Origin of the sequence: Tsukamurella asaccharolytica (assembly GCF_007858435.1) — a bacterium.
Taxonomy (GTDB): domain Bacteria; phylum Actinomycetota; class Actinomycetes; order Mycobacteriales; family Mycobacteriaceae; genus Tsukamurella; species Tsukamurella asaccharolytica.
Genome location: NZ_VIGW01000011.1, coordinates 33,933 through 50,715 on the forward strand (window position 1 = coordinate 33,933; position 16,783 = coordinate 50,715).

The following is a 16,783-nucleotide window of genomic DNA, read 5'->3' on the forward strand; positions in this document are numbered from 1 at the left end:
CACCGGTCGCTGACAGGTAGGTCGCGCGAGGGAACGCGGTCAGCTCGCTTTCGCCGTCTCCCGCGGCGCGAAGGGGTCGGCGGGGAGGCCGAGGTGCTCGCGCAGGGTGGTGCCGGAGTACTCCCGGCGGAACAGGCCGCGTCGCTGCAGCTCGGGGACCACGAAGTCGACGAAGTCGTTGAACGTGCCGGGCGAGCTGGCGGCGGAGAGGATGTAGCCGTCGGCCTCCCCGCCGGTGAACCCCTCCTCGATCTGGTCCGCGATGTCCGAGGCCGTCCCGACGAACTGCGGGAGCAGCACCCCCTGCGCGTACAGCTTGCCGATGTCCCGCAGCGTCAGATTGTCGCGCTCGGACAGGCGCCGGGCCACGTCGAACAGTCCCTGCGTTCCGGTGACCGTGACGTCCTCCACGGGCTTGTCCAGGTCGTACTGCGAGAAGTCGTGATCGGTGTGGACCGACAGCGTGATCAGCCCGGAGATCGGATCGGCCAGATCGTTGTGGAAGGCCTGCTTCTCGCGTGCGATCGACTCCGTCTCACCCACGAACGGGATGAACGAGGGGAAGATCTTCACGTGTTCGGGGTTCCGGCCGAAGTTCGTCGCCCGCGACTTCACGTCGTCGTAGTACGCGCGCCTGCCCTCGGGCGTCGGATCGATCTCGAAGATCGCCTCGGCCCACTTCGCTGCGAAGTCCTTGCCCCGGCCCGACGATCCGGCCTGGATCAGCACCGGCCGGCCCTGCGGCGACCGTGGTGTCGGCAACGGGCCGCGGGTGCGGAAGTGCTCTGATCGGCGGTCGACGGCGTGGATCCGCGAGGGGTCGGCGAAGACGCCGGACTCCTTGTCCTGGACCAGCGCATCCGCCTCCCACGATGCCCACAGCTCGACCGCCGTCTCGACGAACTCCTGCGCCCGCACGTACCGCAGGTCGTGCTCGAGGTGCTCGTCGTGCCCGAAGTTCAGCGCCTCCGACTGGCTGAGCGACGTCACGATGTTCCACGCGATCCGACCCCGGGTGATGTGGTCGAGGCTGGAGAAGATCCGCGCCAGCTCGAACGGATGGAAATAGGTGGTGGACTTGGTGATCGCGATCCCGAGCCGTGAGGTGACGGCGCCGATGGACGCCGCCACGATGGACGGATCGAGCGTCGCGGAGGCCTGGGTTCCCCGGCGCAAGGATTCGTCGATGTCGTTCCCGAACCGCGTGGGCACGGAGAGCAGGTCCGCGAAGAACAAGAAGTCGAATCTGCCGCGTTCCAGGATCCGTCCGATCCGGTGGTAGTACTCCGGTGTGAGGAACGCCGGATCGGATGCGGGATGGCGCCACGCGGCGTGCGAATGCGTGACGTGCGAGGCGATCTGGAAACCACCGAGGTGAAGCTGGCGGGTCATGGCGTTCCTTTCATCGGGCGACTGCCTGCAGTCTTCGGGCCGCCGATGGCGCGCGGACCCCTTGGGATCCCCGTGCATGGAAGTTGCTCTGCCGCTGGCGCGGTGGCATCCGCCCCGCCGCTACCGCGGCCGCCCACCGCCCGGCGGGGGCCCTGGCATGCTCGGGACCGTCGGTTCCGTTCGGGTGTCCACGCCGACGGGGAGGGACACGCGATAGCCGGACGTCACGTCGCCGGTGACGGTGGCGAGCTGGTGGGCGGCGCCGTCCTCGCCGAAGATCCCGTCGGAGGTCAGCGACACCCGGCTCAGAGTCCTGACGGAGGATTCGTACCCGGCGGTGGCGTAGACGGCGTCGCACACGTCCTTCGGGAAGGCCAGCTGCGAGGTGGCGATCGCCTTCGTGGAATCGGCGATGTCCCCGCGATCGCGGTAGACCTCGAAATGGATGTGCGGCCAACGGCCCTCGTAACAGGCGGGGAAGATGCTCGTGAACCGGACGGTCCCGGCACCGTCGGCGATCTGGACGCCGCGCAGGTAGTTCTGATCGGTGGCGCCCTCGGTGTACAGCGAGTACCGACCCTCCCGGTCGCAGTGCCAGACGTACACGGCCACGCCGGCGAAGGGCACGCCGCCGTTCGCGAGGTCGCGCACCGTCAGCTCCAGGTCGATCGGGACGCCCTCGGCGGTCCCGCGCATCTCGCCGAAGCTGGACCGGATGTCGCTGCGGATCACGCCGGCCTGCTCGAGGACGTCGGGTCCGTTCGACCCGTCGCCGGGGTAGGGGCCGGCCGTCTCGTCGGGGATCTCCGCCAGGGCCGTCGCGGTGCCCGCCGCCGACGATGCCGCGGACGCCGGCGAGGACGAGGTCCCGGGCGTCGTGTTCGCGTTCGTCCCGCACGCGGCCAACCCGAGCCCGAGAGTGCCGATCCCGAGCATCGAGAGCATCCGCCGTCGGTTGGTCAGGGTTCCGAGGTCGAAGCCGAGTCCCTGATCGACGACCTCCTCGTCCGGTCGGGGCAGAGCGCGTCCCTGGTACGTGCGGCGCATGACGTTCCTTTCGGGCGGGGCCGATCCCCGCGTCGAAATGAACGCTAACGACCGTTTCGTCCCGGCGTCTCCGATGTCGCTGTGAACCCGCTGGGAGCCGGAAGATGTCAGACCTCGGCGATAGCGTGCGGGCATCGTCGAAGGGGGAGCGATGTCGGACCTGCAGCCACTGCTCACCGCGCAGATCGTCCCGCCCGAGCGGGCGGCGGACTACCTGCGCGCGATGGACATCGAGGTCGAGGACCTCTACGCCGCGGTCGCCGAGGGCGTGCGCTGCGCGGAGGAGCTCGATCACTTCGCCCCGCCCACGGCGCCGGGTCTCGTGCGCTGGATCGGTGTGGTCGCCGCGCTGCGCCGCCGGCTCGCAGCCACGGAGCGCTGGTTCCCGGACGATCGTCGCGGCCAGCCGATCAGCCGACACCTTGAGAGCGGCCGCACCCTCGCCGTCATGAGCGGTGACTGGGCCACGGGTAGTCCGCTGTCGGCGTTCGGCCCGCACACCGCCCGGCGCAAAGGGCGCGCCACCGCCGATTCCTTCCGCCCCGACGAGGTGCTGTTCCCGCTGTCCGACTTCGGCCCCGTCCTGCAGGCCGACGGTGCGCTGTCCGGCGCGTGGGTGCTGCTGTACCGCACCGACGGTGAGGCGACCCATCTGGACGTGTCGCAGCCCGCGGGGTTCGACTCCGACGCCGGACAGTTCACCGGGTGGGCGGTCCGGGTGATCCTCGACGACTGGTGGCAGGGGGAGCGACGCCCGGCGAATGGGCTGGGGGCCGCCGTCGATCTGCACCTCGTCCGGTCGGTCGCCTGAGTGATCCCGGTGGGCTGGCCGAAACGGGGCCGCGCACCGTCGGGGATGCGGTACGCATGGCCTATGACCGAGCGGATCCTGCCACTGACCTCCACCATGCAAGACGAGCACTTGTCGCTGGCGACGCTGCTCCGCCACGCCACCACGTGGTACGCGGACGCCGCGGAGGTCGCCACGTGGACGCCCGAGAAGACTACCCGGCTGAGCTTCGGCGAGCTGGGACGCGAGGCAGCCCGCCTCGCGAACGCGCTGACGGCGCTCGGCGTGGTTCCGGGCGACCGCGTCGGCACCTTCCAGTGGAACAACAACGAGCACATGACGGCGTACGTCGCGATCCCGGCGATGGGCAGCGTGCTGCACACCATCAACATCCGACTGTTCCCGGACCAGATCACCTACATCGCCAACCACGCCGCCGACCGCGTGATCATCGTCGACGGCAGTCTGATCCCGCAGCTCAACGCCGCGATCGGCGGCATGACCACCCTCGAGCACGTCATCGTCGTGGACGGGAACACCGACGAGGTGGAGGCGCCGTCGGGCGTGCAGCTGCACGACTATCGCGACCTGCTCGACGCCCAGGCCGACGAGTACGCCTGGCCCGAGATCGACGAGCGAGCGGCGGCCGCCGCCTGCTACACCTCCGGCACGACGGGCGACCCGAAGGGCGTCATGTACAGCCACCGCAGCATCTGGCTCCACTCCACCGCGGTCTGCGCGAGCTTCGGCCTCGGGATCGGCCCGAACGACACCGTGCTGCCGATCGTGCCGATGTTCCACGCCATGAGCTGGGGCACGCCGTTCGGGGCGCTCATGTCGGGCGCCTCGCTGATCCTGCCGGACCGCTACCTGCAGCCGGAGCCGATGACCCGCCTCCTCGCCGAGGAGAAGCCGACCATCTCCGCGGCGGTGCCCGCGGTGTGGATTGGCATCGTCAACCACCTCGACAAGAACCCGCAGGACATCACCCACTTGCGGCACATCGCGTGCGGCGGGTCGGCGGTTCCGCTCAGCCTCGCCAAGGCGCTCGACCGGCACGGCGTGCAGATCGTGCAGGCCTGGGGCATGACGGAGACGTCCCCGCTCGCCAGCATCGCGTGGCCGCCGCGCGGCGTGACGGGCGAGGAAGCGTGGGCCTACCGGAACACTCAGGGCAGGTTCCTGCCCGGCGTGGAGGGGCGCCTCGTCGACGATCTGGGCCAGGTGGTGCCCGCGGACGGCACCTCGCAGGGTGAGGTGCAGGTGCGCGGCCCGTGGATCACGGGCAGTTACTACAGCCCCGCCGGCGCCGAGCCGGTGGGCGCCGACAAGTTCGAGGGCGGCTGGCTGCGCACCGGTGACATCGGCAAGCTCACCGCCGACGGCTACGTGACCCTCGTCGACCGCTCGAAGGACGTGATCAAATCCGGCGGCGAGTGGATCAGCTCCGTCGAACTCGAGAACGAGGTCATGGCGCACCCGGCGGTGCTCGAGGCGGTCGCCATCGGTGTGCCCGACCCGAAGTGGGACGAGCGGCCGCTGGTGGCGGTCGTGCTGCAGCCGGGCGTCGAGGTGACCATCGCTGAGCTGCAGGAACACCTCGCCGGGAAGTTCGCGAAGTGGCAGATCCCCGACAATTGGGCGTTCATCGCGGAGGTGCCGAAGACCTCCGTGGGCAAATTCGACAAGAAGGTGCTCCGTGCCCAGCACGCCGCGGGCGGCCTCCCCGTCGTCCATGAATAGGACGCGACGGGCGTGTCTGAACACCTGAGGTTGACACGATGATGCATTCTGAAAGGCGTGCCCGAGCAGTCTCACGATCCGCGCTGGGTCGCCGCTGCTAACTGGGCGGCGGCTGGCGGCTTCGGTGTCGGCGCGATCGCCCAGCGCGAAGGCGTCACCCGGATCGACGCGCTCCTGGCCGTCGCCGACGAGTGGGCCCGGTACCCGCACTTGTTCACCACGCCGCCGGCCGCGGTGCCGCCCGTCGGCGTGGACCAGTGCCCCGAGTGCGGGATCTGGTTCGCGGACGTCGAAGCGCACCGTGTGGTGCACCGCCGCGGACGCCAGCGACCCACCGCGGCACGTGCGCGGCGCGTGAGCCGACCGCGGACCGTCGAACCGGCGCGGCGCGCCGACGGCGGCCGCGCCTCCCTGGGCAACACTCTGGACACCCCGCCGCCGCGCCGGGGTGTCCCGCTGACCGAACTGCCGCCCGACGGGCCCTGGAGCAGCTGGGCCGAGGCGGCCAACTGGGCGGCGGCGAACGGGCTGGGGCCGAGCCGCCTCGCCGATCGGGTGGGCACCGACGCCGCCTCGGTGACAGTGGCGATCATCGACGCGTGGAGCCGGGACCCCACCGCGTTCACCGTGCCGGCCGCCGTCGACGCCCCCGGCGGGGCGCTCAAGCAGTGCCCGGCGTGCGGCCTCTGGTTCGCCAGCGTCGACAACCACGTCGCCGCGCACGGCAGGATCAGCGGGCAGCGGCGCGGCGCGACGCGCACACCTGCGCGGTGGGGCGCGCGGCCCGAGCACGACGGCCATGCGGCCCCCCGCACCGCCTTCGAGCACGCGATGGAACGAGACGGGATGCTCGACCAGTACCTCGAGCTGCGCCGATGCGCCCTCGAGCACCTGAGCCCGCCGCAGTTCCGCGTGCGCATCGACGCGACGGACGAACGGGTCGCCCAGGTCCTGGGACACGTAGCGGCGCACGCGGAGTACGCCGCGGCGCTCGGGGATCTGTTGCGTTCGCGCCAGGGCGTCCTGGACGACGACGGCGACCGGGTGCAGTGCCACCTGTGCGGGCTGTGGATGGCGGCGCTCGGGCCGCACCTGGCGGTGCACCGGATCGATGCGGAACGCTACCGCCGCCGCTTCGGCCTCGCCGACGACCACGCCCTGGTCGCGCGCAGCATGGTCGCGCAACGCCCCCGGGCGCCCCGCCGCGGCGAGGCAACCGCCCGCCTCCCGAGGGGACGGCAGTGACCGCGTGACCGTCCCCAGCGAACCCCCAGGGCGCACCATGCCCGCCCGCAGGTCGGGCCGTCAGGCTTGCTGACATGACGACGATGAAGAAAATGATCGGATCCGCACTCCTCGGCGCGACCGCGGTCGGCGGCCTGGCCGCCGTCGGCGCCGGCACCGCCGCGGCGGCGCCGAACCCGGCTCCGCCCGGCGCACCGGGCGCCGGCCAGGGCGCCGCCACGAACCCCGCCCCGCGGCCCGCCGCCCGGCCCGCGCCGAACCAGGTGCCGCGGCAGGTCGCTCCCCAGTCGAACGGGCAGAACCCGAACTGGCGGCCCGGGCCGGTGTACCGGCAGGGCGCGTGGCACACGCCGGTCTGGGACCAGGGGCGCAACCATTGGGGCTTCTGGCTCGGGCCGATCTGGATCCCTGTCGGCTGACCCCCGATCCTGCCCGCACCCGAACATGTCGGCCACCCGTCCTAATCTGGACGGGTGGCCGATCCGCAGAGTTACCGTCCCGCATCGGGAAGCATCCCCACGCAGCCCGGCGTGTACAAGTTCCGGGACAAGCACGGCCGCGTCGTCTACGTCGGCAAGGCGAAGTCCCTGCGCAGCCGTCTGAACTCCTACTTCGCCGATGTCTACGGCCTACACCCGCGCACATATCAGATGGTCACGACCGCCGCGTCCGTCGAGTGGACCGTCGTGGGCACCGAGGTGGAGGCGCTGCAGCTCGAGTACAACTGGATCAAGGAGTTCGACCCGCAGTTCAACGTCCGCTACCGGGACGACAAGACCTATCCGATGCTCGCGGTCACCCTGAACGAGGAGTTCCCGCGCCTGTACGTCTACCGCGGGCCGCGCCGCAAGGGCGTGCGCTACTTCGGCCCGTACAGCCACGCCTGGGCCATCCGCGAGACGCTGGATCTGCTGCTGCGGGTCTTCCCGGCCCGCACCTGCTCGGCCGGGGTCTTCAAGCGGCACAACCAGATGGGCCGCCCCTGCCTGCTGGGCTACATCGACAAGTGCTCCGCGCCGTGCGTCGGTCGGGTCACCGCGGCGGAGCACCGGCAGATCGTCGAGGACTTCTGCGACTTCCTCGCCGGCAGGACCGACAACCTCATCAAGCAACTCGAGAACGACATGCTCGGCGCCAGCGAGGACCTCGACTTCGAGCGCGCGGCGCGCCTGCGGGACGATGTCGCGGCGCTGCGCAAGGCCGTCGAGAAGCAGGCCGTGGTGCTCGGCGACGGCACCGATGCGGACGTGATCGCGTTTTCCGCCGACGACCTCGAGGCGGCGGTGCAGATCTTCCACGTGCGCGGCGGGCGCGTGCGCGGGCAGCGCGGCTGGGTGGTCGAGAAGCCGGGCGACGCGGAGCAGAACGAACACGCCGAGCTCCTGGAGCAGTTCGTCACGCAGTTCTACGGCGAGGAGGCCGAGCGCGCGAAGCAGTCGGGCGACGGTGCCGCCAACCCTGTGCCGCGCGAGGTCCTCGTCCCCGTGCTGCCCGACGATGCCGACGAGCTGCAGGACTGGCTCACCGGACTGCGCGGCGCGCGCGTCTCCTTGCGGATTCCGCAGCGCGGCGACAAGCGCACCCTCATGGAGACGGTGGAGCGCAACGCCGTCGAGGCGCTGCACCAGCACAAGCTCAAACGCTCCGGCGACCTCACCGCGCGTTCGGCGGCCCTGCAGGGGCTGCAGGACGCGCTCGACCTCGACGAGGCACCGCTGCGCATCGAGTGCGTCGACATCAGCCACATCCAGGGGTCCGACGTGGTGGCCTCGCTCGTGGTCTTCGAGGACGGTCTCGCGAAGAAGTCCGACTACCGGCACTACGGGATCAAGGAGGCCGCCGGCGACGGTCGCAGCGACGACGTGGCGTCGATCGCCGAGATCACCCGCCGCCGATTCCTCCGGCACCGGGCCGACGGCCGGCAGCCTGAGAGCGCGGACGCCCGGCAGCCCGAGGGTGTGGAAGCATCCGACGACAACGGGGGAGACCTCGCGCCCGAGGCCGCGCTCGACCCGCAGACGGGGCGCCCGCGCCGATTCGCGTACCCGCCCAACCTCTTCGTGGTCGACGGTGGGGCGCCGCAGGCGGCCGCCGCGCAGGAGGTCCTCGACGAGCTCGGCGTGACCGACGTGGCCGTCGTCGGCCTCGCGAAACGCCTGGAGGAGGTGTGGGTGCCCGAGGATGAGGACCCGGTGATCCTGCCGCGCAGTTCGGACGCGCTGTTCCTGCTGCAGCGGGTGCGCGACGAGGCGCACCGTTTCGCCATCTCCTTCCACCGCAGCAAACGGTCCAAGCGGATGACCGCGAGCGCGCTCGACGCGATCCCCGGGCTCGGTGATACCCGCAAGACCGCGCTGCTGCAGCACTTCGGCTCGGTCACCAAGCTCCGCGAGGCCAGCCTCGAGGAGATCGTCGAGGTGCCCGGGATCGGGATGACCACGGCCCGCACCGTGCTCGACGGCCTGCGTACCGACGGCGCGTGAACTCGGCCGACGTGGTGGCGCAGGTCGCGCCCGTTCTCGTCTTCCTCCTCGCCATCACCGTGGTCGCCGAGATCGCCCAGCTCGCCGGCGTCTTCGACGCCCTCGGCGTGCTCGCCGCCCGGCTCGGCCGGGGCCGGGTGCCGCTCATGTGGCTCTGCGTCGTGGCGGCGGCCTGCGCGGCGACGATCGTCCTGAGCCTCGACACGACGGCGGTGCTGCTGACGCCCGTCGTGTTGGCGGCGGCGGCGCGACTCGGGCTGCCGCCGCTGCCCTTCGCGATGACCACGGTCTGGCTCGCCAACACCGCCTCGCTGCTGCTGCCGGTCTCGAATCTCACCAACCTGCTCGCGGTCTACCACCTCGAGGGCGGCGTGCGGGCCTACCTCGCGCTCTCCTGGCGGCCCGCGCTGGCGGCGATCGCGGTCACGGTCATCGTGCTGTGGTTGCTGCACCGCCGCGACCTGCGCGGCCGGTATGCGATCCCCGCGTTCGAACCGCCCGCCGACCGAGCGCTGTTCGGCATCGCGGCGGCCGTCTGCCTCGCCCTGGGGCCGGCCTTCGCGCTCGGGGTGCCGCCCGCCGCGGCGTCGACGGTGGCCGCGATCGTGTTGCTGGGAGCGGTCGCCCTGCGGTCGCCCGGGCGCCTGCGCGAGATCGTGGTGCCGTGGCGCATGGTGCTGATCCTGGCGGCGGTCTTCGCCGGGGTGCAGGTACTCCTCGCGGTCGGGCTGGAGGACGTCTTGCGGGGCGTCGCGGGGGCGGGCACGGCACCGTCGGACCTGCTGCGGGTGGCGGGCATCGGGGCCCTCGCCGCGAACGGGGTCAACAACCTGCCCGCCTACCTGGCGCTCGAGCCCGTCGCCGTCGGCGACCCCCTGCGACTGATGGCGCTGCTCATCGGCGTCGGCGTGGCACCGATCGTCACCCTGTGGGCCTCGCTGGCGACGCTGCTCTGGCGGGAGCGGTGCGGCCGCGCCGGGGTGCGGATCTCCGCCGGCCGGTTCGCCGCGCACGGCCTGCTCCTCGCCGTCCCGGCGACGGTCGCCGCGGTGCTGGTCCTCTGAGGCCTCAGGTGCACCCGGTTGTTCCCCGCTGCGGAGCACTTAGTGTAGCGTCGCCTTACTCTCACCCGATGCGGGTGATTTCGTTGCTTTAGAGAAGGATTCGACGATGTCGTTGCGCACGCGTTCCACTGTGGCCGCCGCTCTGGTGGCGGTGGCCTCCCTCACGATCACGGCCTGCGGGTCGAGCGGCGACGGCGCGGCACCGTCGAGCTCCGGCGCGGCTGGGGGAGACCTGACCCTCTACAACGCCCAGCACGACACCCTCGCCAAGGAGTGGGTGGAGAAGTTCACCGCGGAGACCGGCATCAAGGTGACCATCCGGCAGGGCAAGGATTCCGAACTGGCGCAGCAGATCATCGCCGAGGGCGACCGCTCGCCGGCCGACGTCTTCCTGACGGAGAACTCGCCCGCCATGACCCAGGTCGAGAACAAGGGCCTGTTCGCCGACGTCGACCCGGCGACGCTCGCGCAGGTGGGCAACGGACTCAAGCCGTCGACCGCGAAGTGGACGGGCATCGCGGCCCGCTCGACGGTGCTGGTCTACGACAAGCGCAAGGTGACGCCGGAGCAGCTGCCGAAGTCGATGGCCGACCTGGCCGCCCCGGAGTGGAAGGGCCGCTGGAGTGCCTCGCCGTCGGGCGCGGACTTCCAAGCGATCGTGTCCGCGTACCTGCAGCTCAAGGGCGAGCAGGCCACGAAGGACTGGCTGAAGGCGATGAAGGAGAACGCCAAGGAGTACAAGGGCAACGGCGCCGCGATGAAGGCCGTCAACGCCGGCGAGGTCGACACCGCCCTCATCTACCACTATTACTTCTACGGCGACCAGGCCAAGACCGGCGAGAACTCCGGCAACGTGGGCACCCACTACTTCAAGAACCAGGACCCGGGCGCCTTCGTCTCGATCTCCGGCGGCGGCGTGCTGAAGTCGTCGAAGAAGCAGGCGCAGGCCCAGCAGCTCCTCAAGTTCATCACCTCCAAGGCCGGCCAGGAGGTGCTCGAGAAGGGCACGTCCTTCGAGTACCCGGTGGCCTCCGGCGTTCCCGCCAACGCCAAGCTCGTCCCGATGGCCGACCTGCAGGCACCGACCGTCGACCCGGCCAAGCTCAACGGTCCGCAGGTCGTGACCCTGATGACCGAGGCGGGCCTGCTCTGAGACTGCTCACTCTCGCGGCCGCCGCCCTCGCGGCGGTCGCGGCGGTGCCGCTGGGATTCGTCGTCTACACGACGATCGACACGGGCTGGGCGGAGTCCGCCCGGCTCGTCTTCCGGCCGCGCGTCGCCGAGCTCCTCACCAACACGGTGCTGCTCACCGTGATCGCGGTGCCGCTCACCGTGATCATCGGCGTCGGCGGCGCCTGGCTGGTCGAGCGGACCACGCTGTGGGGTCGCCGCGTGTGGTCGCTGCTGCTGGCCGCGCCGCTGGCGATCCCCGCGTTCGTGGGCAGCTACGGCTGGGTCTCGGCGATCCCGTCGCTCGGCGGACTCTGGTCGGGCGTGCTCATCGCGGTGCTGTTCTACTACCCGCTCGTCTACATCCCGGTTGCGGCGGCGCTGAGCCGCCTCGACCCCGCGCTCGAGGAGTCCGCCGCGGCGCTCGGCCTCGGGCGGTGGGCCGTCTTCGTCCGGGTCGTCCTCCCGCAACTGCGGCTCGCCGCGCTCGGCGGTGCCGTGCTGGTGGCGCTGCACCTGCTCGCCGAGTACGGGGCCTTCGCCATGATCCGGTTCGACACCTTCACCACCGCGATCATGGTGCAGTACCAGTCGACCTTCAACGGCACCGCCGGGTCGATGCTGGCCGGGGTGCTGGCGCTGCTCTGCCTGTTCCTGCTCGTCGCCGAGGTCGCCGCGCGGGGCCGCGCCCGGTACGCCCGCGTCGGCTCGGGCGCCGTCGCGACGCCGGAGCGGATCCCGCTGGGCGGGTATCAGGCCGGTGCGCAGCTCGCGCTCCTCGCGCTCGTGGGCGCCGCGCTCGGCCTCCCGCTGTGGTTCGTCGTCCGGTGGACCGTGCGCGGCGCGGCGCAGACGGTGCCGGCCGATCTCATCGAGGCGCTCGGCACGTCGCTCGGGTACGGCGCGGTCGCCTCCGTGCTCACCGTCGCCGCCGCCTTCCCGCTGGCCTACCTCGCCGTGCGCCGGCCGAATCGGATCACCCGGACGCTGGAGGCATCGACCTACGTGAGCAGTGCGATGCCCGGCATCGTGATCGGGCTCGCGCTGGTCACCGTCTCGATCCGCGCGCTGCCGGAGCTGTACCAGAGTGCGACGGTCCTGATCCTCGCCTACGTGCTGCTGTTCCTCCCGCGCGCGGCCGTGGGCCTGCGGGCGGGGCTCGCGCAGGCCCCGGTCTCGCTGGAGGAGGCGGCTCGCGCCCTCGGGGCGCCGCCGCCGATCGCTTTCGCGCGCATCACTCTCCGCCTCACCGCCCCCGCCTCGGCGGCCGGCGCGGCCCTCGTCTTCCTCGCGGTCACCAACGAGCTGACCGCGACACTGATCCTCGCGCCCAACGGCACGCGCACCCTCGCGACGGAGTTCTGGGCCAAGAGCAGCGAGATCGACTACGCGGGCGCGGCGCCCTACGCCCTGGCGATGGTGCTGCTCTCCCTGCCCACCACGTACCTGCTGTTCCGCCAGTCGCGACAGGCCGCGGGACGCACGAGCCTGACGAGAGGATCCGCATGAGCACCGAACTCGTCCTGCGCGGACTCACCAAGCGTTACGGAGCCGACACCGTGCTGCGGGACGTCGACCTGACGGTTCCGGCGGGTTCGATCACCGCCGTCGTCGGGCCGTCCGGGTCGGGCAAGACCACGCTGCTCCGGCTGGTCGCCGGATTCGCGCGGCCCGACGCCGGGAGTGTCCGGCTCGGCGACCGCGACCTCGCCTCCGGCGCAACCTGGGTCGCCGCGCATCGGCGCGGCGTCGGGTACGTCGCGCAGGACGGCGCGCTGTTCCCGCACCTCTCGGTCGCGCGCAACATCGCCTTCGGCATGGGCGCCTCGCTGCCGGTGCGCCGGCGAGCCGCGTCCGCACGGGTCGGCGAGCTCCTGGCGATGGTCTCGCTCGATCCCGCTCTGGCGCGGCGCTATCCGCACGAGCTGTCCGGCGGCCAGCAGCAACGCGTCGCGCTCGCGCGGGCCCTCGCGGGCAGCCCCCGGATCATGCTCCTGGACGAGTCCTTCTCCGCGCTCGACGCGGGCCTGCGGGTGGCGACCCGCGCCGCTGTCGCCGAGGTCCTCGGCGACGCGGGCATCACGACGGTGCTCGTCACCCACGACCAGGCGGAGGCCCTCTCCTTCGCCGATCAGGTCGCGGTGCTGCGCGGCGGTGTGCTGGAGCAAGTCGGTCCGCCGGCCGGGGTCTACGCGCGGCCCGCGTCCGAATCGGTCGCCCGGTTCCTCGGTGACGTCGTCATGGTCGACGGCGCGCTCGACGGCGCCGCCGCCGAGACGGTGCTGGGGCGGATCCCCGTCGCCGGGACCGACGGTGCCACCCCGCCCGGCCCGGTGCCGCTGCTGCTGCGCCCCGAGCAGATCCGGATCGCGGGGGACGGCGTGCCCGCCACCGTCACCCGGGTCGAGTTCTTCGGGCCGGACGCCACCGTCGGCCTGCGACTCGCCGACGGGACGAGCATCGAGATCCGGCATCCCAGCACCGAACTGCCCGCGCACGGCGACGAGGTGCGGCTGCAGGTCGCGGGGGAGGCCGTGATCCTCGATCCGACTGCCGCTCAGTGGTAGACGAGGAGCTGCACCGTCGCCGGATCGAGGTCGTTCGGGTAGTAGATGCCCTCGTAACAGAATCCGAGGCGATCGCGGATCGCGAGCTCGGTGATCGACTCGAAGTTAATGTCCTCGCCGTCGTGGTCGCGCTCGAACGGGAGTCGATCGCCGTCCTCGTCGATCAGACCGTCGTCGGCGGAGCCGCTCAAGGTCCGGACGAGCGAGCCATCGCGCCACCGGGCGAATCCGCCCAGACCGACGACCGAGTGGAGGAGGAAGGCGTCGACGTCGTGGGTGCCGATGAGGTTCCATCCCCAGTCGTCGATCGCCTCGCTGATCCAGCCGATCGCGTCGTCGAATGCTGCGATGATCAGGTCTCCGTACACGCCGACCGCGATCTCGCCGTCCCGCGAGTAGACGTCGTGCCCGAGGTCGCCGGTGCGATGCGACCGCCGTCGCCGTCCCCACGAGCGCTTGCCGAGGATCTCCGTCGCCAGCGCGTCGGATGCGGCCACGTCCAGCGGCGGCAGGTCCCGCAGCAGCGCCGCCGGGTCGGTCGCCGGAGGGCAGGCCACGATGAAATTGCACTTCATTCCCATGGCGGCGAAGGTATCGGCGCGACCTTGCGAGCGGCTTGGCGGATGCCAGCGGCGCCGTGTTCCGGAGTCAGCTGCCGCCGAGCACGACGCCCTCGCGGCGCGGATCCGCGCCGCCGGCGTAGACGTCGCCCTGCTTGACGATCGCCGAGAGTCCCGACACCTGCGGCGCGAGGTCGAGCGTGTGCCCGAGGGTGCGCAGCTGCTCGACGACCTTGCGGCCCTCGTCGGTGTTCAGCGTCGGATGCGCGCTGTCCACGTTCGTCTTCGGGCTGTTCGCCGCGCCGAAGTTCGCCAGCCCGACGGCCTGCTGCGGGTTCAGCTTCCAGTCGGTCAGGCCGATGATCGTCTTGATCACGTACTGGATGATGACGGCGCCGCCGGGGGAGCCCAGCGCGCCGATCGCGTCGCCGCGGGCCCCGTCCGTGCCGCGGCCGAAGAGGATCGTCGGCGACATCGAGCTGCGCGGACGCTTGTTCGGTTGCACCCGGTTCGCTACCGGCTGCCCGGCCGAATCGATGGGCTCCGCGGAGAAGTCGGTGAGCTGATTGTTGAGCAGGAAACCGTCGACCATGTGGTACGAGCCGAAGGCCGACTCGACGGTGGTGGTCATCGACGCGACGTTGCCCGCCTTGTCGAGCACCGTGATGTGGCTGGTGCCGTGCTCGGGCGTGGTCGTCACGCCCGGTGTGGCGGTGGGGAACTCGCCCGGCTTCGCGGTGCCCATCGTCTTGGTCCGGTCGATCAGCTTGGCGCGCCCCTCGAGGTAGGCGGGATCCACCAGGGCGGCGGGGGAGCCGCCGGGCAACGGGATGAAGTCGGGGTCGGCGATGTACTTGTCGCGGTCGGCGTAGGCGAGGCGCTCGGCCTCGGAGATCAGGTGGATCGCCTCCGCGGTGGGGATGCCGCCGTCGGGGCCGGGGTCGCCGCCGTGCACCGCATCCGGCCCGAGCTTCGACAGGTCGAAGGAGTTGAGGATGCCGAGCGCCTGCGCCACGGTGATCCCGCCGGAGGAGGGAGCGGGCATGCCGCACAGCTCACGATCGCGGTACGGCGTGCACACGGCCTCTCGCGTCTTCACCGCGTACCGGGCTAGGTCCTCCACGGTCATCGTGCCCGCCGTGCGGCCGCCGGTGGTATCACGCACCGAGGCGACGATCGCCTCGGCGATCGGACCCGTGTAGAAGGCCTTGGCGCCCTCGGAAGCGATGGCGCCCAGGGTCTTCGCGTACGCGGGGTTGGTGAGCTTGACGCCCGCCTTCTTCGGCGCGCCGTCGGGCTCGAGGAAGTAGCCCCGCAGCTCCGCGTCGTTGGCGAAGTTCTTCGCCTCGTCGGCGATGGCGCCGGCCAGGCGTGGGCTGATCTCGAAGCCGTCGTCGGCGATCCGCACGGCGGGATCGAACAGCTCGCGCCAGGTCTTGCTGCCGTGCTCGCCGTGGACCGCCTCCAGGAGGCGCAGCGCGCCGGGCACGCCGATCGCGCGGCCGGAGGAGCGGGCGTCGGGCTGGGGCACCGTCCGGTCGGTCGGGGAGATCCAGCGGAGGTAGTTCTCGTCGGCGCTCGCGGGCGCCGTCTCGCGGCCGTCGTACGCCTGCACCTTCTTCGACTTCGCGTCGTAGTACAGCAGGAAGGCGCCGCCGGCGATGCCCGAGGACTGCGGTTCGACGAGCCCGAGCACCGTCTGCGCCGCGACGAGCGCGTCGGCCGCGCTGCCGCCCTGTTCGAGCACCTCGCACGCCGCTTTCGTGGCGATCGGGTTCGCGGTGGCGACGCCGTAGTCCTTGGTGTGTGTCACGGGCAGACCGGACCGGTAGCCGGACGCCCCTTCCGGATTGGTGCTGATGTCCCTGGGGCCGCCGGGCACCGCGGTTTCGGACGGCCGGTACATGGTGCCGGTGGGCCCGGTCGCGTCGCAGCCTCCCGCCGCGATCGTCACCGACGACGGTCCGCCGGACGCCCCGCCGTCGGAGCCGGAGGTGCCGCACGCGGTGAGCGCGAGAGGAATGACGACTGCGGCGACGGCCGCCGACCTGAGACGGTGCATAGCGGCCTCCACGAGAATCGGATCACCCGGAACGTAACACCGGTCGGTGACGCCGCGCGAAGGATTCGCGGGACGTCAGCGGAACGAGGCGTCCGGCACCGTCGGCGGGCACACGCCGCCCGCGGGGGCGGCGAGTTCGAAGTGCCACCACTCGTTGTCGAAGGTGCGGCACAGGCCCCAGCGGTTCCCGTTGGCCTGCAACCAGGCGGCGCTCTGCCACGGCCCGACATCGATCGCCTGGCCGCTGACGTGCGTGGACTCGGCGGGTGGGAGCACCCAGCGCCGGGCCGCCGCGGGGGAGCCGTACCGGGCGAGACCGTCCTCCCACAGCCACTGCTGCTGGCCCCACGAGCGCGTGCCCGACGTGATGCTGAGCACCACGCCGTTCGCCGCGGCGGCACGGTGGGCCGCCGAGTAGGCCTCCGCGAGGGCGGGATCGAGTCCCGCGGTGCCGGGCACGGTGTCGGCCGAGGCCGCCGGGGCCACCAGCGCCGTCGCCGCCACGGCGAGGGCGGCGGCGATAACGGCGGCGGTACGGGGGATCGGCATGACGGCCACTCTATGCGGTAGCCGATACCCCACGGACGGCCTCCCGAGACCACCGCGCGAAACGGGCACGATGGCTAGTCTGGAGCGGTACCGACGAGCCAGGAGGAGGGC

14 protein-coding genes are annotated in these 16,783 nt (G+C 71.6%); 9 read left to right on the plus strand and 5 right to left on the minus strand.

The genetic code is table 11. The annotated features are described in order from the left end of the window. Positions 1-39: 39 nt before the first annotated feature. Positions 40-1,392 (minus strand): LLM class flavin-dependent oxidoreductase, encoded by a 1,353-nt coding sequence (locus FK529_RS16240; protein WP_146563125.1) that lies wholly within the window; start codon positions 1,390-1,392, stop codon positions 40-42. Between the two features lie 120 nt (positions 1,393-1,512). Beyond that, the gene (locus FK529_RS16245) at positions 1,513-2,439 is read right to left on the minus strand and encodes an intradiol ring-cleavage dioxygenase (protein WP_146563127.1); all 927 of its coding nucleotides are present in this window, start codon (positions 2,437-2,439) and stop codon (positions 1,513-1,515) included. A gap of 151 nt (positions 2,440-2,590) precedes the next feature. On the opposite strand from FK529_RS16245, the gene FK529_RS16250 reads away from it, so the two are divergent. From FK529_RS16250 to FK529_RS16290, 9 genes are all read left to right on the plus strand, one after another. Beyond that, complete coding sequence (locus FK529_RS16250; protein WP_146563130.1) at positions 2,591-3,250, plus strand: hypothetical protein; 660 nt, start codon at positions 2,591-2,593, stop codon at positions 3,248-3,250. Positions 3,251-3,313: 63 nt separating this feature from the next. Then, positions 3,314-4,972 carry a long-chain fatty acid--CoA ligase gene (locus FK529_RS16255; RefSeq protein ID WP_231703137.1) on the plus strand — a complete coding sequence of 553 codons (1,659 nt, stop codon included), beginning with the start codon at positions 3,314-3,316 and terminating at the stop codon, positions 4,970-4,972. A gap of 57 nt (positions 4,973-5,029) precedes the next feature. Further along, positions 5,030-6,217, plus strand: coding sequence for a MucR family transcriptional regulator (locus tag FK529_RS16260; protein WP_146563132.1), 1,188 nt, complete (start codon positions 5,030-5,032; stop codon positions 6,215-6,217). Between the two features lie 74 nt (positions 6,218-6,291). Continuing rightward, positions 6,292-6,636 carry a hypothetical protein gene (locus tag FK529_RS16265; protein ID WP_231703138.1) on the plus strand — a complete coding sequence of 115 codons (345 nt, stop codon included), beginning with the start codon at positions 6,292-6,294 and terminating at the stop codon, positions 6,634-6,636. Positions 6,637-6,690: 54 nt separating this feature from the next. Further along, positions 6,691-8,700: an excinuclease ABC subunit UvrC gene (uvrC, locus tag FK529_RS16270; protein WP_146563133.1), complete on the plus strand. Its 2,010-nt coding sequence runs from the start codon at positions 6,691-6,693 to the stop codon at positions 8,698-8,700. Further along, complete coding sequence (locus FK529_RS16275; protein WP_146563135.1) at positions 8,697-9,764, plus strand: SLC13 family permease; 1,068 nt, start codon at positions 8,697-8,699, stop codon at positions 9,762-9,764. Before uvrC ends, FK529_RS16275 begins: the two co-directional genes overlap by 4 nt. 106 nt (positions 9,765-9,870) lie before the next feature. Then, complete coding sequence (locus FK529_RS16280) at positions 9,871-10,917, plus strand: iron ABC transporter substrate-binding protein (RefSeq protein ID WP_146563137.1); 1,047 nt, start codon at positions 9,871-9,873, stop codon at positions 10,915-10,917. Then, positions 10,914-12,443, plus strand: a complete 1,530-nt coding sequence (locus tag FK529_RS16285) for an ABC transporter permease (RefSeq protein ID WP_193559718.1) — start codon at positions 10,914-10,916, stop codon at positions 12,441-12,443. The genes FK529_RS16280 and FK529_RS16285 overlap by 4 nt, the downstream gene beginning before the upstream one ends. Next, positions 12,440-13,501 carry an ABC transporter ATP-binding protein gene (locus FK529_RS16290; protein ID WP_146563139.1) on the plus strand — a complete coding sequence of 354 codons (1,062 nt, stop codon included), beginning with the start codon at positions 12,440-12,442 and terminating at the stop codon, positions 13,499-13,501. The genes FK529_RS16285 and FK529_RS16290 overlap by 4 nt, the downstream gene beginning before the upstream one ends. Here the strand turns inward: FK529_RS16290 and FK529_RS16295 are convergent. The 3 genes from FK529_RS16295 to FK529_RS16305 form a co-directional block, all read right to left on the minus strand. Then, positions 13,492-14,082, minus strand: coding sequence for a DUF6928 family protein (locus tag FK529_RS16295; RefSeq protein ID WP_146563141.1), 591 nt, complete (start codon positions 14,080-14,082; stop codon positions 13,492-13,494). The two genes, FK529_RS16290 and FK529_RS16295, sit on opposite strands and share 10 nt — an antisense overlap. 67 nt (positions 14,083-14,149) lie before the next feature. Beyond that, the gene (locus FK529_RS16300) at positions 14,150-16,123 is read right to left on the minus strand and encodes a gamma-glutamyltransferase family protein (protein WP_146563143.1); all 1,974 of its coding nucleotides are present in this window, start codon (positions 16,121-16,123) and stop codon (positions 14,150-14,152) included. Between the two features lie 75 nt (positions 16,124-16,198). After that, positions 16,199-16,672: a M15 family metallopeptidase gene (locus tag FK529_RS16305; protein WP_146563145.1), complete on the minus strand. Its 474-nt coding sequence runs from the start codon at positions 16,670-16,672 to the stop codon at positions 16,199-16,201. Positions 16,673-16,783: the final 111 nt, after the last annotated feature.